The sequence below is a fragment of the Bradyrhizobium sp. HKCCYLRH1030 genome, assembly GCF_051168395.1.
Lineage (GTDB): Bacteria > Pseudomonadota > Alphaproteobacteria > Rhizobiales > Xanthobacteraceae > Bradyrhizobium.
Genome location: NZ_JBNPUY010000025.1, coordinates 1 through 21,582, shown reverse-complemented (window position 1 = coordinate 21,582; position 21,582 = coordinate 1). Strand labels below are relative to the sequence as shown.

The 21,582-nt window shown below is 59.5% G+C and carries 12 protein-coding genes and 2 pseudogenes; 8 read left to right on the top strand and 6 right to left on the bottom strand.

From position 1 onward, the window contains the following. Positions 1-130 precede the first annotated feature (130 nt). Positions 131-469 (bottom strand): annotated as a pseudogene (locus ACQR1E_RS33790) (transposase); the annotation flags it as partial. 568 nt (positions 470-1,037) lie between these two features. On the opposite strand from ACQR1E_RS33790, the gene ACQR1E_RS33785 reads away from it, so the two are divergent. The 4 genes from ACQR1E_RS33785 to ACQR1E_RS33770 are packed head-to-tail and all read left to right on the top strand — an operon-like array spanning position 1,038 to position 10,859. Beyond that, positions 1,038-2,408, top strand: a complete 1,371-nt coding sequence (locus ACQR1E_RS33785; RefSeq protein WP_434871927.1) for a metallophosphoesterase family protein — start codon at positions 1,038-1,040, stop codon at positions 2,406-2,408. After that, positions 2,401-4,362, top strand: a complete 1,962-nt coding sequence (locus tag ACQR1E_RS33780) for a CHAT domain-containing protein (protein ID WP_434871926.1) — start codon at positions 2,401-2,403, stop codon at positions 4,360-4,362. The genes ACQR1E_RS33785 and ACQR1E_RS33780 overlap by 8 nt, the downstream gene beginning before the upstream one ends. 37 nt (positions 4,363-4,399) lie before the next feature. Beyond that, entirely contained in the window at positions 4,400-9,520 is a 5,121-nt protein-coding gene (locus ACQR1E_RS33775) for a hypothetical protein (RefSeq protein ID WP_434898093.1), read from the top strand. A 1-nt stretch (position 9,521) separates the two neighbouring features. Next, positions 9,522-10,859 carry a hypothetical protein gene (locus tag ACQR1E_RS33770; RefSeq protein WP_434871924.1) on the top strand — a complete coding sequence of 446 codons (1,338 nt, stop codon included), beginning with the start codon at positions 9,522-9,524 and terminating at the stop codon, positions 10,857-10,859. A gap of 657 nt (positions 10,860-11,516) precedes the next feature. On the opposite strand, the gene ACQR1E_RS33765 is transcribed toward ACQR1E_RS33770, so the two are convergent. Next, on the bottom strand, positions 11,517-12,230 hold the full coding sequence (locus tag ACQR1E_RS33765; RefSeq protein ID WP_434871923.1) for a hypothetical protein: 714 nt from the start codon (positions 12,228-12,230) through the stop codon (positions 11,517-11,519). A 465-nt stretch (positions 12,231-12,695) separates the two neighbouring features. Then, positions 12,696-12,926 carry a helix-turn-helix domain-containing protein gene (locus ACQR1E_RS33760; protein ID WP_315805448.1) on the bottom strand — a complete coding sequence of 77 codons (231 nt, stop codon included), beginning with the start codon at positions 12,924-12,926 and terminating at the stop codon, positions 12,696-12,698. A gap of 326 nt (positions 12,927-13,252) precedes the next feature. Here ACQR1E_RS33760 and ACQR1E_RS33755 point away from each other — a divergent pair, with 326 nt between their 5' ends. Then, on the top strand, positions 13,253-13,654 hold the full coding sequence (locus ACQR1E_RS33755) for a hypothetical protein (RefSeq protein WP_434871922.1): 402 nt from the start codon (positions 13,253-13,255) through the stop codon (positions 13,652-13,654). A gap of 150 nt (positions 13,655-13,804) precedes the next feature. Here the strand turns inward: ACQR1E_RS33755 and ACQR1E_RS33750 are convergent, their stop codons facing one another. The 3 genes from ACQR1E_RS33750 to ACQR1E_RS33740 form a co-directional block, all read right to left on the bottom strand. After that, the gene (locus ACQR1E_RS33750; RefSeq protein ID WP_434871921.1) at positions 13,805-17,350 is read right to left on the bottom strand and encodes a TM0106 family RecB-like putative nuclease; all 3,546 of its coding nucleotides are present in this window, start codon (positions 17,348-17,350) and stop codon (positions 13,805-13,807) included. A gap of 18 nt (positions 17,351-17,368) precedes the next feature. Beyond that, positions 17,369-18,076, bottom strand: coding sequence for an alpha/beta hydrolase (locus tag ACQR1E_RS33745; protein ID WP_434871920.1), 708 nt, complete (start codon positions 18,074-18,076; stop codon positions 17,369-17,371). 860 nt (positions 18,077-18,936) lie between these two features. Further along, positions 18,937-20,022 (bottom strand): IS110 family transposase, encoded by a 1,086-nt coding sequence (locus ACQR1E_RS33740; protein WP_434898092.1) that lies wholly within the window; start codon positions 20,020-20,022, stop codon positions 18,937-18,939. Between the two features lie 191 nt (positions 20,023-20,213). Between ACQR1E_RS33740 and tnpA the strand changes: the two are divergent. From tnpA to ACQR1E_RS33725, 3 genes and pseudogenes are all read left to right on the top strand, one after another. After that, positions 20,214-20,333, top strand: a pseudogene (gene tnpA, locus ACQR1E_RS33735) (IS66 family insertion sequence element accessory protein TnpA); the annotation flags it as partial. 538 nt (positions 20,334-20,871) lie between these two features. Next, positions 20,872-21,225: an IS66 family insertion sequence element accessory protein TnpB gene (tnpB, locus tag ACQR1E_RS33730; protein ID WP_434898091.1), complete on the top strand. Its 354-nt coding sequence runs from the start codon at positions 20,872-20,874 to the stop codon at positions 21,223-21,225. 69 nt (positions 21,226-21,294) lie between these two features. Then, a complete protein-coding gene (locus tag ACQR1E_RS33725) occupies positions 21,295-21,510 on the top strand; it encodes a transposase domain-containing protein (protein WP_434898090.1) in 216 nt (71 codons plus the stop codon). Positions 21,511-21,582 lie beyond the last annotated feature (72 nt).

The following is a 21,582-nucleotide window of genomic DNA, read 5'->3' as shown; positions in this document are numbered from 1 at the left end:
CTGGCGCATCCAGCCCACCACCGTGAAACAGGCGCAAAACTCTAGTTATGGGTGGTCCAAAGTTCGGTCTCACTGCATGGCCCACTCGGACTCTAAATGCTGCTGGATGAAACTTCGGTGGCAGGTCACTGACAATCGAACAGGCCCGCCGTTCCGACAGGCCCAGCTTGGCCTGCAGGTGCGCCGCTGCGGCGCGCTTGGCGGCAGGCCCTACCATTTTTTTGAGAGCAGCTCCCGAAGCGCCGCCGCATCGAGCATCTGCCCGGCCAGAAGCTTCTTGGCATTCTCATCCTCGAGCGCCTTGAGCCGCTCGGCTTCGGAGACGTCCATGCCGCCGAACTTGGCCGTCCAATTGTAGAACGTCGCTTCCAAGATCCTTGCTTGCTCGCTATCTTCGCCGTCTTCGCGCCGGCCTCGTGCCCTTCAGAATCGCGATGATCTGCTCTTCCGTGAACCTCTTCCGCTTCATCTGTCCGTCCTTTCAGCTCGGACTCTAAATCGTTCTAAAGGAGGTCCTTTGAGGGCAGGTCATTTCGGACAGCGTATCGTCGTTGATTGCAAGCACGATTCTTTATGTCTAACGACGAATGCCAACGGTCTACCCACCGCAATTTTGCGTCCTGATTTCTGTTTTCGATCTGTGCGTTCGCCATCGACAATCCTTCCGAGGAAATCTGCCACACGCCCTCCGGAAATGGGGGATCCGCGCCATTTGCGATGCCAAAAACTAGGTAATTCCTTGCCTGCAAAAGAGATATATTCCTATACCTTTATTTGAGGCTGGGTCGACACCGCTGATCGCAGCCGACAAATGCTGCACTCCTCCCTCTCATTCCCGCGTGACGGGTCCGGTAGTCCGGACGGATGGTGGAGGAGCGAACCGGGGCTCGAGCTGCCGAGTTTCTTCCTGAAGAGTCGACCGCCAGGCAAGCTGGATGTCCGGATATAGGAGTCGCTACTAGACCGCAACTTGACGTTGATCTTGATTCGTATTGGCAGTTTGATACGATTTGATTTTTCACAAAGGATTTTCGAACGTGATCAATCAGCTTATTGATCCCGCTTTCCTCAAGGACCGGGTGAAGGATATTGCCAGACTGCTGGATGAGCGCGCCACGATGCTCGCCAGTGGGACTGCCGCCGCCGAAGCTGAGAAACACGAAGTTACTGCGGAGCAACTGAAGGCTGCTTCCGAGCTCGTAGCCCAACTTGACACACAGGCTGACTTTTCTCGCGACGCAACACAGGCAGCTTGGCTACCTTGCGATCCGCACCTTAGCATTATCCAGTCATCGCTGGAGCAAGTTTACCGCGAAGCTGGCGCGGTCGAAAAGGCCGAGCGACAGGGGCTGGCGGGTTCAGCTGACCCAATTACTGATGAAACATTGAAGGAGGACTGGATCCCTTCGATGCAACGCCCGCTTTTTCGACAGGCTGAAGAGTGGGACGTGTTGGGATGGGCGTTGTCCTTTGCCGTCGCTCGGGGCCTCGCAGCACTAAGCCGACGGCCGGATTTTCCGTCCCCTTCCGCCCCGGCAACGCTGGGCAAAAAGGCACGCCTAATTCTGGTCGGTGACTGGGCAAGCGGCGTGCCGCGGGCAGCAAAAGTGGCGGAGCAGATGAAGAAGCATTTTCTTGCGCCGGAGGCGGCTGATCGCGATCGCCATGTGATTCATCTCGGTGACGTCTACTATGCGGGTCGTGAGTTCGAGTTCGAGGGTCGGATGGCAGACCAGTGGCCAGTCGGTTATGAACATGCCGCCGCGGTCAGCTCGTGGTCGCTGCCGGGAAATCACGACATGTTTGCCGGCGGACAGCCCTATTACGATTTTCTGAAACGAGATACGCGTTTCGCGCGCCAGAACGCGTGCAGTCATTTTGCACTGGAGAATGAGGACTGGCTTGTACTCGGCCTCGACAGCGCATTCACGCTGGAAGGACTTAAGGGCGATGTTGGCGCTCTTGCCGCGCCACAGGCACAATGGGTCGCAACAAGAATCGAGAACGCGCCGAACAAGAAGATCATTCTGCTCAGTCACCACCAGCCATTCAGCGGGTGGGAAAATCCATCACCCAAGATGATCGCGGCGCTGACTCCGTTGCTCGAGCGGACACGACCGGTGGAAGCATGGTTTTGGGGGCACGAACATCGCTGTGCTGTCTATGAGCCGGCACATAACATAAAATACCCCGCGCTGATCGGGCATGGCGGCGTACCGGTCTACAGCTCGCATACGGCCCCCAGGGATTATTTGCTGCGCTACCACGATACGCGCAGTTTCCGGTACATGGGGGAGTCATTTTCATACATGGGTTTCGCTGTTCTTGATCTCGATGGCGAATTCGGCAAAGTCCGCTACATCGACGAGAACGGGGTTGTGCGTCCGGAGGTCGACGGCATTGGCTGAAATCTGTTTGGAATTTTCGGACGTTTCGCGCGAGTGGCGGCTACACCAGATTGATCGCGAAGGCGGTGTTGCCCGACTAAGTCTGATCGCTTCGGAAGAGGTCGATGCGGCCTGGGTCCCGGCTCAACAGAATGCCTTGAAGTCTTACGGACGTCTCGATCCGGATCTTGCGAGGCACGGCCAGGCGCTCTTCACGACAATGTTCAAGGGGAGAGTTGGCCAGGAATGGGAGCGACTGATCCGGACACATGGCGGCACATTGCGCACATCCGTTTGTGTTTCAGCCAGCGCCGCCACTCACATTCCCTGGGAGCTGGCGAGATGGGGGATGGCGCCACTTGTTGTGAAGGGACCGTTCGTGCGAACGAAAACCCTCGCACCAGAGGATGATAAGTTCGAGCCGGTCTGGCCGGTCCGCATCCTGGTCATCAATGCTGTCAACCCAGCCGACACCACCATTCAGGCTGAAGAAGAGATATGGAAGATCCGGGAGGCGCTACGCGCGGCCTATCACTCGTTCGACCTCGAAGTCTACGACACCGCAAGCGATCCTGACTTCACAACGACCGGAATTCGGGCAGCGATGAAGCGATGGCCAGACGGCCCGCATATCCTGCACTTCATCGGCCACTCGGTACCGTCCGAGCTCAAATTGTACTTCGCTGTCAACGGCAAATACCTATCGTGGGATCTGGCGATGATCAGCGCTGCGGTATCTGAATTGCCGCAGCTCCGTCTTGTCTACATCAATGCCTGTCGATCCAACGTCCAGAATGGAGACCCCGCCGCCCCGTGGTCGGTCGCGGACGCTTTCCTGGAAACCGCCGTCGCGGTGATCTCCATGCAAGCGGATATCAGCGGGAAAGCTGCACAATCATGCGCCGGTGCATTTTACGGTGCGCTTGCTGCCGGCCAGGCCGTCGATTATGCCTTTCTCGCTGCGCGCCGCGCCCTCCTCGCAGATTTTGGCGGACAGAGCATCGAGGTCTTTGCACCGGCGCTTACCACACGTTTGCCGGCGCCTTCGATTCTCCAAATACGTTGCCGCGATTTTCCTCCCACCCGCCATTCCAACTGGCAGACATCGCTACGCGACAAGTGGGCCCATTTTGTCAACCAGCATGTCGCCCGTCGAAGCTTGATCTCCGCTCTTTTTGAGCCGGCGCCAGCAAGCCGCGGAGTTGTGGTATGGGGTGACGGTTCGGTAGGCAAGAGCTGGCTGGTAAACTGGACTAGCTATGCATTGGCCCTTAACGGGGTGCAGGTTCACTACGTCGATGCCAGCGAACGAAGTGACTGGCTGGACGTGATTCGCAGCGCCCTAAATGGAAACGCGAGTCCTGCCTCTCCAGCGCTGAGCCCGGTGATCCGTAACGAGTTCAACTGGAAGCTAAATCATCTCGCGCTGGGAATGACGCCACCGCCCTATCCGGCGGGGCAAGAGGTCACGGATACGGCCGGCTCCCATCCAGCCATCATGGCAGGAGGAAAAGCGATCAACGGGTTTGACGCCCTGGTGTGCGAAGCATTCGTGCAGGCGCTCCGGCAGGAGGCACGAATCTCGCCACGAGTACTGATCATTGACAAGCCAAAACTTCCGACGACGGCCATGCTCAAGCGACCATTGCTTGATGTGCTCGCGCAGACCACCGCAGCCGAGTCCGTGCACGTGATATTGTGCTGTCAAACGGACCAATGGAAAGGATATCCGGAGCAGGGCCTCGACTTCTCAAGCTGGACCAAGATTCCGATCGAAATAATTGAGTCCCGCCAAATAACTCGCTTGATCCGGGAGTTATTACGACTCCAGTTCCCCAGAGCAGCGAGGGAGAATCCGCAACTGTATGCCTCAGTAGAAAGAATGCTCGTAGAAAGCGATCCTCCGCCAATGTCGGCTGGCGACCTCTATGCGTTATGCAGTTCGTTCGGCCGCTTGAAGGGCTTGCATGTGTAGCGCCCCCACTCCCTCCTCATTTGAGGAACTGCGGCGTATGATCGCCGTCTTCGAAGCGGATCAGTTTCCCGAATCGGTTTGGCACGCCGCCGCCATCGCCCGTAGCCTTAACGCCGCGCAGTTCAAGCAATGCCTCGCACAAACCAAGTCGTCCGGGCCGGGGGACGATCGCGCTTTCGGGGCGTTCGGTGCCCACGCCGATGTCATCCGTATCGACGAGGAGCATGTACGGCTCCGCGATGCTGCCCGCGCGCGCATCATCCGCCGCCTTGCAGACGACAAGCCGGGCGCGCAGACCGCGGGCCAGCAGATTTACGAAACTGTGGCCAGCGGCGACAGCGCGCTCGATCAATTCGCGGTACTCCTGGTCATCCAACCGTCGGCAGCAGCAAGCCGCTTCGAAGCACTTTACGCAGATGCTGACGACAAGTTCGACCTGAGTGGTTGCGACACGATACTCGAAATCATGCGTGAGCGGGAGCCTCTTCTCGACCCGCTGCTGCGCCGAAAGCTCATCGAAAAAGAGCAGTATCTCTCTGCGCGGCTGCTGTTCGTCGATGATTATTACCGCACTGTTTCATACTTCGACCACGGCGATCTGCTGACAAACTTCCAGGAGCTCGTTAATCCGAGCCTGCTTTCCCGCTTTCGTAACCAGCGCTGGCTGCTCGACCTCCACGGTAAGGGCGGGGTCGGAAAGACGATGTTCCGCCGCTGGATCGTATCCCGCCATTGTCTTCCCGCGAGCTCGAAGCTACGCACGCCTGTTGCGCGGGTTGATATCGACTTTATTTATCGCGCCCTGCTGATCAGCCAGCCATGGTTGGTGCTCCTGTCCATCGCGATGCAGTTGCGGCCACAGCTCCCCAACGCGCCTTTCAGCGAGATGATGGGTCCCGAACAGATCGCTTTGCGGGATATCCTTTTGGACCGCACCACAAACCTCCGCACCCAGGCCCAGCAAGCGCTCGTGCGAGCCGGCGAGTCACTTCAGCAGGTGCTGGAGGACCAATTCTGCCTTGGACTGGGTGAGACAAAAGCCGTTCTAATTTTCGACACGCTCGAAGAGCTGTCTGTACATCAACCTTCTGTACTCGCCAACCTGTTGAGCATGCTCGAGCGCCTGCACAGACGCTGTCCAGGCCTGAAGGTCGTACTGTCTGGTCGGTACCGAATATTCGATCCAGCCAAGCGAATGGAAGGAATTGAGAGTGCGGTTTGGGATGAGATGCTGCACGCATGCATCGACCTGCCAGTTGAGCGGCTCAAGGACCGGGAGAGTTTGCGCTTTCTTATCGAGGTGCGGCTCCTCAATCCCGAACAGCCGCTCGCAGAAATCGTCAAGAAGTCCCGCGGAAATCCCTTCGTACTCTCGTTGTTTGCAGATCTGGCGAGCGGGCGCACATTGACCGCCGAGGAAGTGCGCACCTCCAAGATCGCGTTTGCGTATCTGATTGAACGCATAATCGACCGGATTCCGGATGAGGACGTGCTGCCGGATGACGGTCCGGACATCCAGCGGCGCAAGTATACCCAGCGCGGCCTGCGATGGTTACTGCGCTATGCTGTCGTCCCGAGACGACTGACCCGCAGTTTCGCCGCGGAGGTTCTTGCCGAATTCGTCCTTGACGAGCTGCACGACAAGACCCATCGCGATGAAACAAGTCTGGAACAGGCAGGAGCGCGGTACACCGACCATGATCGCTGGCGACGATCCAACATACCTATTGCATTTTCCGATCTGTGGGCTGCGCTCCAATCGTACGCCAGCAGTTCAAGCTGGGTGAACGGCAGCGGAGACGAGCTGGAGCTACAGCCGGAAATAATGGTTCCGATGCGCCAGCTTCTGTCCGAAAAGGCAGAGAGATATCCTATCTGGACGGATTTGCAGGGCGCCGCAGCCGAGTATTTCGAACGGATGGCGGAGAAGGACGGATCGGTTGGCAAGCATCTGCAGGAGGCGCTGTTCCATCGCCATCAGGCGGAGGGCGCGATGGCCTCAAGATGGTTCGATCAGTACCTCAAACAATGTCATGCGGCCGATGCCGATTACAGCGCAGTGCAGGCATTGTGCGGCAGCCTGTTCGGCGAAGATTACATGGATCGAGATCAGAAGCCCCTCCAGCACTTCACAGGAGGAGCGATCATCGCGACCGAGACCCTTGGCGCCGCGGCCCTTGAACTGTTTCTCGCGTCGGTCATCCGGCAGCTGCAGCGGCCAAGCAAGATGTCGCCTGCCATTCATACCGCGATGCAATCGCGTTTCGCAACATTCGCCCGATACGGCGGTACCGGCGCCCGCGCAGAACTGGCGCGGCTTGCAGCGCTTGTGTACGGGTTCGGCTCGAACTCCGCCACCGACGGGTCGGACCCATCACTAACGGAGCTCAACAATCAGGACGAGCGAATCGCGGCTGCGCTGCTTGCCGCGAAGAGGCCGGAAACTACGATCGAGGTGCGACGACAATGGTACGAGCGCGCAGTTGTGCTTGCCGAAACGCAGACGAGGCCAACAGACGCGTTCCAGACCTACTTTGTCCGCGCGCAGCTTGCGATGTTTGACGCGACGACCGGTAATCATGAGAGTGCATTCAAGGTATTGCGCGAAAGCCTCACCAGCGCCATGAGATCCGGCGCGCCAGTTGTTCAGGTGTCGGATCTTCTGCTCTTAACTGGTGACCTCGGATTTGCGCTTGGACACTGGTTGGAGCTTGAACGTCTTGCCTCAAGAGCGGTCGAACTGCCATTCCCGGCGCATGAGGAAGCGACATGGTGGCTCGTCCAGATCGCCCTAAATCGTTTTGAGTACGCGCGGGCGGAGGAGCTGATCGCCCACCTCAACACTACAATTGAGCCTGTGCGCCAGGAGTGCAAGGCTGAACTGCATGGAGCGACCTTTCGTTTCGCGGAAGCCGAGCGGAACTATGCCGCTGCACGTATTGGCTACCAGAATCTGCAACACGCAGGCGGCGGAAGCCTGGTATTGATCAATCACACCCGTTTTCTACTGGACACCGTTGGTGCGACGCAGCGCGCGGCGCAGGTTCTTGATCCACTTGCTGGGAGCCGGTCCTTTGCCGAGCCCATAATCGAACTACAGATGAACATGCTGCGGCTCAGAATCAATGCTCGCAATGGTGAACATGGCCGTGCACGGGGACATCTTAACCGAATCCTGAAATTGCTTGAACGCGAGCCGCAGCTTGCACCGACATATGCGATGGTTGCCATTGCTACTCTGCTGGCGGAAGGTGCAGGCACGGCGCCGGACGCTGCTTGGCTGGGCGGATTGATGGCGGAAGCTCCGGGTTCATCCCAACTGATGGCCCTCCGTCCGTTTCTGTCCGCCGTGCCTGGAGTTCATTTGGCCGCCGAATTCGCGCTGCCACTTCCACACTCCGTTTCGTCGCCGCACGACCGACTGTGCCTTGCCGCCGCTTATATCTTCTTCGGCCAACCTGCTATCGCAACGAACATGCTCCGGTCGATCCTGGATGAAGGACCGCAACCGGTGGTCGCTGCCATCGCGCTGCGGCTTGCAAGACGCATCACGCCAAAGGCGGTTGAACCTCCGAGCGACTGGGTGCGCATCTGGGCGCAGCAAGGCAAGAAGGAGCCGGGCTTGGCGGGCATCGTGCTTCTGGAAGAAGCGGATAATCTGATTGCGATCGATCGCGTCTCGCGGGCGAAACAGGCACTGACGATCGCGAAGGCCTATCTCGGCGATCTTCCAGTCGACTCGAAATGGAGCAAGTTGCTCGTCAGGCTGGAAGCTACGATCGCCAGGAGGGGGCTGGGTTCCGGCCCTGACATCGAGAACGAGCTTGCAACCTTGCCGGCAGAGAAGCTACTTCAGCCCGTTAGCATGCTAAGCATTGGCGTCGGCAACACAGGCTGCATCGAACTGCGGTACCGTGACGTCGATACCGACGAGGAAATCGTTCGCAGCGCCGACGAAGAACTGTTAGGGGCATTAGCTATGGCCTCTACGAGCAATGACCTTTACCCACTCGAATGGGCGCAACTGCTCAGCGAAGCGCCAGCGCCGGACGAAGGTTTCGTTGGGAGGATATGGCGCAGTTTGACGGGCGTGATCCCGGAATCCGAAGGTACCGCTAGGTTGCGCGATCGTCTCTCGACGCTGCTGGCTGATATCATAACCAGGAAAGCCACCTTTGGTTACGCATGGAATCGCGGATCGCTCGCCCCTGTTCGCCGGGTGATTTCGAAGCCAATTTCTGATGCCGTGCCGAAGCTACCAGCGGCTCAAACTAATGATGCGCCGCTCAGTCATATGATCGCTGTCGAGACGGCACTTCCTGCCATGGCCTCGGTCCCGTGGGAACTTGGCCACTCGGGATCAGAACCGTTCTTCCGTACCCAGCGTACAACCGCCCTGCCCGATACCATCCTGCATCTACGTCGTGCTGCCAATGAATTACGACAGTCCGCGGATGATCCGGTGATGGCAGACACCTGGGACTCTTTTGTTTCAGAGCTCGGCGGCCTGCGTCGTGTTCGTGGCGCAATACGGGAACGCCTGGATTTGTCGCCGGTGCGCCGCGTGCTGGTCTTGAGCGCGGACGCGGACACCCAGCGACGTCAACGTTCGGGTTATGGCACCTCCGGCCTGCGTCTGGAAGACGTTTACCGTAAGGCCGGGTTCGAAGTGACGGTGTTGCCCCTCGATCCAAAAACCGTTCTGTCACGCCTCGACGCGGGGAACCCCCCGAGCGTCGTCCACGTCTCCGCGCGAATAATGGAAAGCTTCAGCCCACGTGAGGTATTCCTCGAGTCGGAGCCGGATAATCAGATGCACGCCGAGCTTCTGAGCCAGATCCTGCTGCATCGTGATGAACGATTCTTGCGGCCGCTGCTCGTACTCGATGCTTCCGAGAACCGGAATGATCCGGGCCGTACGCTATTGCTGCGCAATGCATTCGCATCGCGCATTCACGGACAAGCCACGCGCGGCGTGCTCGCAATCGGCCCCTCCCCAACCGAGCTGCTGCGACCGGCCGCCGAACTGCTTGCCGAACTTCTCGGACGGAGCTCGATAGGACTTGCCGATCTGCACAACGCTTTCTGGGCAGGAATGACCCATCCAATCGCGCCCGCGTTGTTCACGCTTGACCCGGACCTGCCGGTGGGGGACTGAAATGACCGGACTGGCTCCGCTTCAGTGGGAATTCTCCAGAAAACTTGCGGCGCTAACTGATGAAGTCGAGGCCTGGATATCGGAAACCAAAACCTCTCCCAACTTCCAACGGCACAAATCACAAGTCGAAGCCTTTGCCGAAATGCTAGGTGTGATCCGGAAGGAGCTCGAACGGCCGTTGGTAGATCGAGCCGACGCAAGCGATGGCGCCAAGGTCTTGCTCGGTCTGTTCCGGATATGGGAATTCCTTCGTGCCAAGCTCGCACAACGGCGCGAAACACGGTTCCAGAGCTTCCTGCGCATCGCCGACGAATATGCGTGGCTCTGCTACCAGCCGATCTATAATCATGGAATGAAAGAACCTCCCCTTGTCTTCCTTAACGGCGGTTACTCGCCGTTCACTCTTGTCCGACGCAGCCGGTTCCAGGCTGAATCAGTGCCACAGGAACTGATCCGCGGCCGGGCACTGATCAACGCGATGGAGAACCTTCCCTTCCCAGTCATTGGTGTGCCCTGGTATCAGTACGACAACTATGCCGATCTCACCGTGATCGGTCACGAGGTTGGCCATAGCATTGAAGCCGACCTCGGACTCACCCAGCCTATCAAAGATGCCATCGCGGCTGCGGTGCATGATGAGGTCAGATCCAGGCGATGGATGGGGTGGGGTTCAGAAGCATTCGCGGATCTGTATGGCGTGATGGCTGGTGGGGTGGCGTTTATCAGCGCCCTGGCAAATTTCCTCGCGCACGAGGACCCCTGTGCGGAGACGCCCGGCTATCCGCCGGTACCCCTGAGGGTCCGTTTCAACATTGCAGCACTTGAGGGCCTGAACGGCTCCGATCGGGAAACGGCCACATTGCGCTCCCGTTGGGAAGTGGCGTTTCCACTTCCCGTAGATCAAGTCAACTATTGTGGAGACCTGATACCACTCGTCGCCAATCTGCTCGACGGCATTACGAACGGAAAGCAAAAATTGCGTGATTGGCTACCGTTCAAGGCAGACCACTTGCGAGCCCACGCGCTGGCGAACGATGCCCTCGCCAGTAATTTTGTCAAGAACGAAGAATCCTTCTCCGCGCTGGCGGTTGCTTACCGGCTCGGCTATGACCAGATTATCAGCGGCGACAGCGCAAAGTATGACGTACTATTTCCAGAGTTGCACGGCCTTAAAGACGCAATGATCGGCGGCATGCAGCTTGGCCTCCGAAGTGGCGAGCTCGATCACGAGCGCGCGCCTTCGAAGATAGCCAGTGCGCGGGAGCGGCGGGCCCAGGCATGGCTTCAGAACTTCCGTGGATCGCGTTCTCGGAAGCAGCCCTTTATTCCTGACGCTTAGCAGCTGGCGCCTGTAGTCGCCCCAGTCCGTAGCTTGCGCAAAGGGCGGAGCTGAAAAGATTTTCGTTCATTGATCGTCGCGTACGGAACCGTGACAGCACGGCCTGATCGACCATATCTTCCACGAACGCACGGTTCAATCGGCTGCACTTTCGCTGGTCATCTTCTCAGATCGAACCAGAACTGGTCACGTGCGCACTCCTTCAACGCACCCCCAATTTCTCCCGCGGCCACAATAGAAATAGAGTCGAGCATAGACTGAATGGATTGTCGGGTTTCTGCAATTCATTCCTACAACTCCGAAAACTGGTCGGTGCTCATGCAGATATTGAAGCAAGCCAACATGCAATTGAGTCTTCCTGCAGGCGCGAAGCCGAGAGCGATTCCATCGCGATGAAACGGAGAATGCCGCCAGTTGAATGCCCGCAACAAGATTAAACAGTTTAGCGGCCAAGACCACCCGCCAGAGCCGCTTCAGTCTCCTAGGCCCGCGCTACGGCTTTAGGGATATGGTCAGGGGCGTTGAGGCGAGACACCAAGTCGGATGAAATTTCGTTTCAGACTCGACGGCCTCGCCCCGCGCTCTGCCTGGCGTGGATCATCAGTGGACACCGCAACGGTCAGAACCGGTCAGGGGCTCTAGAGCCGACAGCAGCGATCACCTCTTACCCCGACGGCCACCCAGCACATGCAGGTATTGGTTCCGGGGCTCAATGATCGCCGCCCGATCGAGCTCACCCCGTCTGAAGCGTTGGCGTAGCTCAGCCCGTTCTTGATCCGGAAGCGCGGCTATCAATTCCCAACCTTCAGCGACGTCGTCGAAAAGCCCCACGATCGCCGGATCGAGCCGAGCCTCGTCGTCCTGGAGCTGGTCAAGCCGATCTTGCGTCACGCCGATAGCGTTCGACCAACCGTCAGGTGCAAATGCCGCCGGTGGAGAGGGTCTGTTTTTATCTAGTTCTTTATAGGCAGGCCCCTTAGGGCCCCGCGGCGAGTCTTTATACGCAGGTCCCTTTTGGACCCGCGGAGCCGCAGGTCCCTTTCGCCCCCGCGGACGCAACGACTTATCCACAGGCACAGGCACGTCATGGACGACATAGTCGAGCTCGCCGAACCGGTGTCCGTCGACGAATCGTTGCGCTTCGCGGGTGACATAGCCGGCGGCGATTAACTCTCGAAAGATGCGCTGCAGCTTCTTGCGGCCAACAACCAGGGTCCGCCCGACGTGATCCAGGCGGACGTGCCATTTGTGGGGACGCGACAGCAGATAGCCGAGCACGCCCTTCGCCTCGACAGATAGGCGGGGATCCGCGAAGACAGCGTTCGGGACGATGGTGAATTGCGCCCTGTGCTCGCGACGGACGATCGTCACTGGCGGTCGACCATCCAGGGGTGTCCGTCCGGATCGCGGTGATTTTCAGCCGGCCGGAGGGACGCCACTCTCCCTGCAGGATGGCGTGCGAGGCTTACACGAGTATTCGCCTCTTTCAGGAGTTTGCCGGATCTCGCATTCCCGGATATGCGCAACTCACTCCTGCAATGGCAGCCCGGCAACATAAGCCGATTGTGCCATATCCATTGCGGGCTGGCATATCGCCGAGTATTCGCTGTTCTCCGCCGCTATGCGAATGGGCTGTCAACGTCCAACCGAGGGATACGAACAGCATCAGCCGCATTGAAGGCAGCCGGGACGAGGCCGGTGCGTAGAAGGTGAGCGGGCAGACGAATAGCCGCGTCAGTGGCCGGACGAGCCTCAAACTACGGCGCGCGTACTGCTCGGAGAGGGATCGACTTGCTGCCTAGCCGGCTCGTCCACCGCAATTCCAAACGTTCTCGTTTAGGAAGGCGGCTTCAGCAGATCGGAGGGCTCAACGCCCAGCGCTACGGCCAGCGCCTGGACGTTATCGAGGGTGAGATTAATCAGCCCTGCCTCAATTTCGCTGATGTGCGGCTGGTCGAGCTCGGTCAGCTCGGCCAAGCGTTCTTGGCTAAACCTTTTTGCTTTGCGAAGCCGCCGAACATTCTCCCCGAGAACGCCGCGCGCCGCCTTTGGGTCCGACCAGTTCATCTGGACGGTAGGACCAAAGCAGGGCTGGAAATTCTATAGGTTATAAACTATAATACGAAAATACCGCCACCTCTTTTGGAGTTGTGGGGCGGATTCCGAATGGGCGCATGCCCCTGGATTTCGGAGACAGAGCGATGATGCAGAGGCGCGACGCTCAAAAAGTTAGACTCTCGAGGAGACCGGGGGGCCGGCACAACGGCCCGACAGCAGCAAGCAACAGCAGCCTGAGCGAATACTAGACATCATCGGAATCGCAGGGGCCCAGCGGCTAGGGGCGATACACGACTGTGAGGCTGTGCGCCGCACGCGACTCTTTCGGAGCTCAAATGGACACGCGAACATCGTTTAACAGTCTTGATTCTGTGACGTCGTCGGACCCAGACGCTGGTCTCACAGCTCTTGAGGAACAGCTTATTGCGCTGGCGGCAGAACTCGATCGCAGCGTTTCCGACCTATCGAAGCAAGCTGACGAGTACGTTACGGCACATGACGAGGCGTTGCTGGCCCGCCTTGATCCCGTCGAACGAGCGATCATGGAAACGCCCGCCAGCACTTTGAAAGGCCTGAGCATAAAGGCGCGCCATTTGGCCTACGTCCTATCAGAGTATTGGGAATCTCCGATCGATCAAATTGATTGGCAAGGGCGAGCGGTACGTCTCCTCGTTGAGGAGATCTGTAAGATTGCGCACGTGCCCGTAGACATTCGCCAGCCGAACTTCGGCGAATAGCGTCGCCTTCTCCTCGTCTTTGGCTAGCCGCGGCATAGCGAACATCCGCAAGGCGGCTAGTTGTTTATGAGGAGGGCGGAATCGTCGGCGGCGGCTCGACTGACGTTGCTCCCCGCCGGTCGGCCCTGCCCTGAGACAATCTCTACTCCGCTAATCGCCTTGAAGACGACCACCGCCTCCGATTTCGGGTAGTGTGATCTTCGTTGCCAACTCCTCAAACCGGCAGAACCCGCTCGCCCAGGCCATCTGCTCGGGCGTGCGGCAATCGGGTTCGAAGAGACGTGGATTTGCAACAACAATTACTAGGCCGCGCGCCCGGCTGGTCGCCACATTGAACCGATGCGGATCATAGAGGAACGCCATCCCCCGCGGCGCGTCCTCAGGTGAAGAACTTGCGCACGAATAAATCACTACTGGCGCTTGCTGGCCTTGAAATTTGTCGACAGTCCCCACGCGAACTACATCAAGGCCGGCTAGTGCACGCCTGAGCGCACTTACTTGAAAATTGTAGGGAGCGACGACTAGGATGTCCTCCGGCTTCAAAAAGCGGCCTTCCCCATCGGCGTTTGTCCACGTGTTGCCGGGTTGGAGCAACGAACGAGCGATCGCAACGACAGCCTCAACCTCTTCGAGGGATTGGGCTTGGTTGCCTTGATGGGCCACCTCTACCAGGAACAGCCCTGCACCGGCCAACAGCGTGGCGCCATCGATACGTTGGCGCTCTAAACCGCGATTAGACTGCAGCCGCCCTTCGTAATAGGCCTCCGACGTGAACGCGCAAATGGCGGGGTGCAGCCGGTAAGTGCGGTCGAGGAACAGACCTTGATCGGGGCGCAGGGTCGCCTGCCCAGGACCTAGCAGGTGCACAAGTGCAGCAACGTCCGCGCCGTCTTCGTGGGCGCCCCGCGTGGGCTGTTCAAGCTGCTGCGGGTCACCGAGTAGCAACACATTGCGGGCCGCGCGCGCGGCCGCGAGCGCCTGTGCCAGAGCCATCTGTCCAGCCTCGTCGATGACCAGCACGTCCAGGCGGCCTATAGCATCAGGATGCGCCCACAGCCAAGCGGTGCCGCCGACGATGGTGCCGGGGGCAATCCGATCGAGCGCCTCGCCTGACGATTTGGCAAGTTCAATGCCATCCACACCGTCGTGCTCATCATCCTTGTGCACCAAGTGCAGATTTTGGAGGCTGTGCGATCCGCGGTTAGCTTCGCCCACGGCAACCAACAGGTTGTCAATGACTTTGTGGCTGACCGCTGTAATACCTATCGTCTTGCCCGCCGCGGCAAGCGCCAGGATGGCATTGGCACCTTGCGTCGTCTTGCCGGCTCCTGGCGGCCCCTGGACGGGCAGCACGCCGCCATCGATTTCGTTACACAGGCGCACCAGCGCCCGGCCAGCCTCTTCCTCGGCACCGCAGAGCTCGTAGCCGATGCCAGCGAACCGGCGCGGCGGACGAGCTCGCAAGAGTTCACCAGCAGCGGCGTAGGGGCTGTCGTGATCGAACCCACTGTTGCAGACATGCTCGGCGAAGGCAAGCACGGCTTCCTCGAGCGCCTTGGCACCGACCACGGGATCCTTGAAAACCGAAATAGGGAGGGACCGCATGGCCTTTTCGCTGATGCTCAGCACGACGGTTCGGTCATCAAGATCAATCGCTTCGACCGCAGCCCTGATTGTTTCGGGTTCCTGACCCGGCTCTGCTGGGAGCGGCCATACGACGTTGTCTCCGGGCTCGACAGCGGTTTCCTGGATGGGGAAACGGAAACGGCATCGCGCATTCCGCTCGCGCCCTTTTTTCGGAAGACGTTCGACGAACTCAAGCCCGGAGAGCATATGGCGCTCGTCGAGGTGTTCATCGTCGGGAAGATCGCGAAGCCGAAAAAACTCCCACCAGGCGTTCTTTTCTTCCTGACGGAAGTACCCGAGCATCGCAGCGAGGAGCGCCCGCGCCCTTTCGTCCGCTGTCCAGGTTTCGAGGTCCGCCGGCAAGCCCTGCCGCAAGACGTCTCGGAGCGACGAAATGCGCTGATCGCGGGCGCTGACGTCCTCACTTGGCGCCAGCGTACCGGGCACCGGCCGATCAATGTACTGGCCGCGCGCGAGACAATCGTCGCGCTGGCGCTCGAGCCAACCACGCAGGCTCTCCGTGGAGAGGCAGTCGTCCGCGTTGTACGCGGCGACGCGGTCACGAACTTCGTCTGGGAGGACTTCGATATTGCCCAGTTCAAGTGCTAGTTCGAGGTTACGCCGTGCGATGCCGGCGTCTCGAAGGTCCAGCCGGCGCTGAAAGCCATGCAAGGCTTCCAGCTCCTTGAGACCGTAGCGCTCCACACCTATGCGAAAGCTCTCGCGCACGACGGCGTGCAAGTCCACAAATCGCCGGCCGCGTAGCAGTTGGTCCAGCTCAGATCCCCGGGTCGCATGACGGGCTGAGAGCCTTTTCAGGGCCGCGGGCTCGTAAGCGCCGAAGTGATAGACATGGGTCCCAAAGTGCTCCTGCACGCGAGCCAGCGCAAAGTCGATGAAGGCCTCAAAAGCAGCCTTCTCCTCACCCGTCTGTAGCGCCCACTGTTGGTTGAACTCGACGATTCCGGCCTTATTGGTGAAACACACCCCGGTGAGGTACTCCAGGCCGTGCGGGGCAACGAATGGGTCGCCCTCAAAATCGAGGAAAATATCGCCGACCGAAGGCTCTGGTAATCTTGCCAGCCCGCGGCCTGGCTCAAGCGCAAGCGCCTCGATCTTAGGCATCTCAGCACCTCGGCTTGCCACTTGCAGCCGGGCTTGTTGTCCGAGCCGTCGGTAGGTTTCTTCAGCGCCTCGCTTGGGCTTGTCAGGAAGCCGCCCCTCTCCTCGGGCAATGGCAGTAACCGTGGGAAGTCCCTGCTGCTGGAACTCACGCACTTGAGCGCCGCTGATGCCTGCGACCAAGGAGGGGTGGTCGTCGGCACGCCTCTGCTGGTCGCAATAGCGCCAATAGGTGCAGACGTCGCAGTGAGCTACAGGTTGTGGATACGTGCTCGGCGCCGGAACTGCGCTTACTGCGGTCAACAGGCGGGTACGCACCAGACGGTAGTACGCCGCAAACTGCGCAGTGCGGTAGGTTTCCTGCTGAAGCGGCGTGATGACGTGGATGGATTCGGGTTCCAGCCCCTGCATCGGCTTGAGCAATTCGGCGTAAGTGCACAGTTGGAGGATCGTGCCTGGCTTGGTCTGAAGTGAAAGCTTAGTGTCGGCCGGCTCGTAGGCGTAGCCGGGCAATGACGAAGTCGTGCTGTTGACGCGCAGCAACACGTCCGCAATGCCGCTGAAGACATCATTGGCTAATGTCGCCTGCACGATAGCGTCGAAGCCGGCCTCCATCGCTCGCTGGGTTGCCCTGGGATCGCGCTCGTCACGCAGGTCGCAGATCGAGCGGCCAGCACTCCGCAGCCGCTCGACATAGGCCCCTTCGTGCTGGCGGCCTCGCTCACGGAGGGCCTCGAGGCGTGGGTCGGGGCTGTACTCGACAGACAGGAGCCCCTCACGCCTCTGGCGCTCGAGTTGAGTGAGGTGGGGACAAGCCAGATGGGCCGCGAGTTGAGTCGGAGTAAGGTGGCCGGGGCGTCCCTTTGCCGACCGATTAGGGGTGACGAGCTGGTCCTCCAGCTGGTTCTGTGCCGGTGCTGTTCCTTGAGCGTCCCGCGTCTTTTCCATGAAGCATCCAACACTGCACTAGCGACCGAAGTTTTGAACCAGTGCCTTGGACATGGCAACGATGGCGTCTGCAGTTTCGGCCGGACTGAGAGTCGGGTGAAGATGCGTCCCGTCCAGCCGTACGACCGGCCAATCGCGATGCCGGGCTTCAGCAGCCGAATGATTATGGATTGCTGATGTTTGAATGAACCCAGCCGGGATGTGGTCCCACTCGGAAAGCTCGATGATATCGTCGAACCATTTGATCGAAAACTCAGGCAGGTCGCTTTCGAAGGCAGCTAGCGCGGAGGGATCGCGCCCCAAAATATCGAGCCCAAGGAGAGCATCGCGTCGTTGATCCCCCTGCCACCTGGACCAGATCGGAAGCGTCCCATCTAGTCTTGCAAACCTCTCGATGAGCTCACGCAATGCCGGTCTAATCGGGACGGCCGCTCCCTTCGACGGCGGCACTTCGCCGTCGACCATGATCAAGCAGCAGCACGGCAGTCTCGCTGCCAGATCGGCGATCAATGCGGTGCCGGAGCTGTGCCCGACGAGTACGGACCTCGGGCTCAGGTCCAAGAGGGCCGCCAAATGGAAGGTCCACTCCCTCCAGGCGGGTGGCGTATGCCGATGCGCCAGAACATCGGGCAGCTGAATACGATATCCCAGTCCCTCTAAATGGCGCGCGGTTGGCTCAAGGCTAGACGCACGAACCATGGGTCCTGGCACAAGAACAAATTCCATTGGCATAGACCTCGGCGGATTGCATTGGGCGCGCAGAAAGCTCCACTCATACCATAGAAAGTGAGCGTGACGCACTGCCCGCTCGGCATCGGCTGCGGCCCCGTTGCGCCGGTTACGTCAGAAGGCAAATGGGCCAGCCGACCCCTTTTGTTTCATTGCCGGTGATCCCTTGAGGCGGCTCGGTCGCCACAGAGGTCAATGAGCCGCGGCCGTTGAACGTCCGCCGCTTGCGCTGAAGATCCGAACCATGAACGATCTACGTAAAATGTGAGCGGCGGTTTCGCGCTCCAATGAGCAATCTGTACCAATGTACGCCCGACTTCGCCAATCTACTACGAGTGCCGTTAGAGAGCTAGAATTCTTGTCGCTTTCTTCTGTTAGCAACACCACCATTCTCGGAATGGTGCCACGCTGTAAGAAGGGGACACAAGAACTTACGACCGCCGAATCTACGCCGCGGAGAGGCGCTTTTATCTTGCCGGGAGTAATCGGGCGCTTCTCCGCCTTCTGCTCCGACATGATCGTCTCCTCTGCTTGATATTATACGGCTGCACACGAGCGGTCGACAACATGGCATTGGTCCGGCTTTCGTCGTGATCTCGGGGTGATGACATCTGGTGGTCCATCCAGGAGTTCGTGCTCAACCCCGCCTGCCAAGCGGGCGCACATGTCGTCGTCAGGATCGCGGGGCAACACAGACACAGTAGTGCGCTCGACGTCTCAATCGAGCTGTCGTCGCCGGCAAGATAGCGTGCTCTCCGCATCCGCTTCGATCCACCAAATGCCTCTCCGCCGATCGGCGGAAGCTCAGCCAATCTTCTGTCGTCGCACCGTCTGCCAGACGGCGCTCGCCAGAGCTCTCACATAGCGGCGGCGAGCGCCGTCGGGTTGTTAAGACTCGGTTCAGCGGCACTTTCATCTTCGGCTGCGAACCGGAACACAGATCCGTCGATCCACATGCGATGCATGACCACCGCCAGCTTACGCGCGACGGCCACCACCGCGCGCTTGTGGCCACGCTTGGCTGCGATCCGGACACCCCAGGCCTTGATGCCGCACCATTGCTTGGAACGCACCAGCATCGCGCTCGCAGCCTCGTAGAGCACGGTACGAACCTCCCCATCCCCGCACTTCGAGATGTGCCCTTCGATGTCGATCGATGTACCCGTCTGTATGCGGCGGGAGGTCAGCCCAAAATGCGCCCCCACGGTCTTGGACTTGCTGAACCGGTGCGGATCGTCGATCGCTGCCTTGAAGGTCAAAGCAGTCACGGGACCAACGCCTGGAATGGCGCAGAAGCGCCGGCAGAGCTCGTCCCGGCCGACCATTTGAACCAGCAAGTCGTGCAGCCTCTTGTACTCGGCCCATAGTGCTTCCCAGGCCCGTAACATGCATTCCGTTATGCCCCCAATCAGACTGTCATGAGCCACCAGGTCTCGCACCCGCGCCGTAAACGAGGCCCGCTGAACCCGCGGTCCAACCAACAGACCGAACACCTTCAGCGACTGTCTGATCTCGTTTTCGATGTCGAGCAGCTTGCGCTTGAGCGTCCGGCGGTGAGCGAGGAGCAGCCGTAGTTTATGGCTCTCCGGGCTCTTGACGTGGACCGGCCGATACCATCCCGCCCTCACCAGATGCGCCAGACCGCGCGCGTCATTCTTGTCGGTCTTGTTGCGCTGGGCCTGCAGGGCAGCCGCTGCCTGCCGTGCTTCCAACAGCACCATGGGAAGGCCCAGGGACACGAGCTCACGGTGCAGCCAAGGTGCTACACTGCCTGCTTCATGGCCGACCTTGTCGAGCCGCGGCAGATACGGCGCAAGCGCTTCAAAGATGATCACCGGATCTGTCAAAACGCTGGATTCGAACACGATGGTGCCATCGCGGCTGTTCATCACGCAGATCGCGGTCTTGGTGCTCGAGGTGTCGAGTGCTGCTGAGAGTTTCATCGGCGAACGTCCTCTTCGGCGAATCATTTCTGAGTGCTTGCTATGCTGCGCTGCCGTGACTGTCTCATTTCGCGCTCGCCCGATTGCGCCGCCACTAGCCCTAAACCGTGTAACCGTCCGGTCTCTGCACACCTTCCCCCTCGTGAGTTGTCGTTCCATTTCGGGTTCTCTGCTGCTGTGGAGAATCTCCGGTGGGGTCCAAACATTTCAAGAACAAAGCGCGCCGCGAATATTGGTCGCTGCACATCGAAGCGTGGCGTCGGAGCGGTCTCGGGATCCGCAAATACTGCCAGCAACAACGTCTGACCGAGAACACTATGCGGCGTTGGCTGAAGCGGCTGGCCGGCAAGGAGACTGCGCTTAAGCTCGAGAAATATCAGACGGAATTGCGCCGCGAGCGCGCCCGGGAAGAGCAGGAAAAGGCGCTCCGAAAGCAGAAGCAGCGCAGGTTCACGGTTACTTCGGATGTGCGCAATCGGGTCTCGCAGGCGTTCTGGGCCATGCATGTCGAGGCGCTGACCTGGAGCGGAATGGAGCTCCGAGCGTACGCCGCGGCGATGCAGTTGTCGCCTCATTCGCTGCGCAAATGGCGTGACCGACTGGCCGTTGGCGAGGTCACGATCGACTGGCGCGCGCATCTTCACCCCTCCGCCCGTCCCGCCGTTAGCACTAGTGCTAGGAACTCACAGCCCGAACGCCGCTTGACAGCCGCCGAAATCGGCGATCCGGCCGCGCCTCCGACGCTGGGGCCGGCGCTTCTTCAGCGACGAGGAGAAGCTCGCGATCACCAGGGAAACCGAGCTACCCGGATGCCCTGCGAGCGCAGATCGAGAGCAAAGAGGCCGCACAATGATGTGCGTTCCTGCAGGCGTGAAAGTGCACCTGGCACTCGGCTACACCGACATGCGCAAGGGGATGGACGGCCTTGCAATGCTGGTGCAGGACATGCTGAAGAAGGGTCCGTTCTCGGGCCATCTATTTGCCTTCCGCGGCAAGAAGGCATTGATACTGAAGGTCCTGTTCTGGGACGGGAACGGGCTGTGCCTGTTCACCACACGCATCGACCAGGGCGGCTTCGTGTGGCCAGTGATGACGGGCTATGATGGCTCGATCAAGCTCACGCCGGCGCCGCTCGCGATGCTGATCGAAGGCATCGACTGGCGCGTGCCAGAACGCGTATGGAGGACTGCGATTGCAGGGTGATCTGCAAAAACCGGCGCTGAACTGAGTTGCGATTCTTCCACGAGGAAGCCGGTTCGATTACCATCAGACATGCATCTCGATCTCACCAATCTTCCCTCCGATCCTAAGCTTCTGCAGTGCCTAGTGCGCGACATTGCTGCTGCGATTGATCATCGCGGCACCGAGATCGGGCGTCTGAAGTCCATCATCAAACAGCTGCAGCGAATGCAGTTTGGCCGCAGCTTCGAGCGCATCGACCCTGACCAACTTGCACTCGGTCTTGAGGATCTCGACGGAAGACGCTGATCTGAGGCCGGAAAACTGGACCATTTTTGGCTAGAGTCTTGCGCTGCCGAATCCCCTCGGCTGGGAGGAGCG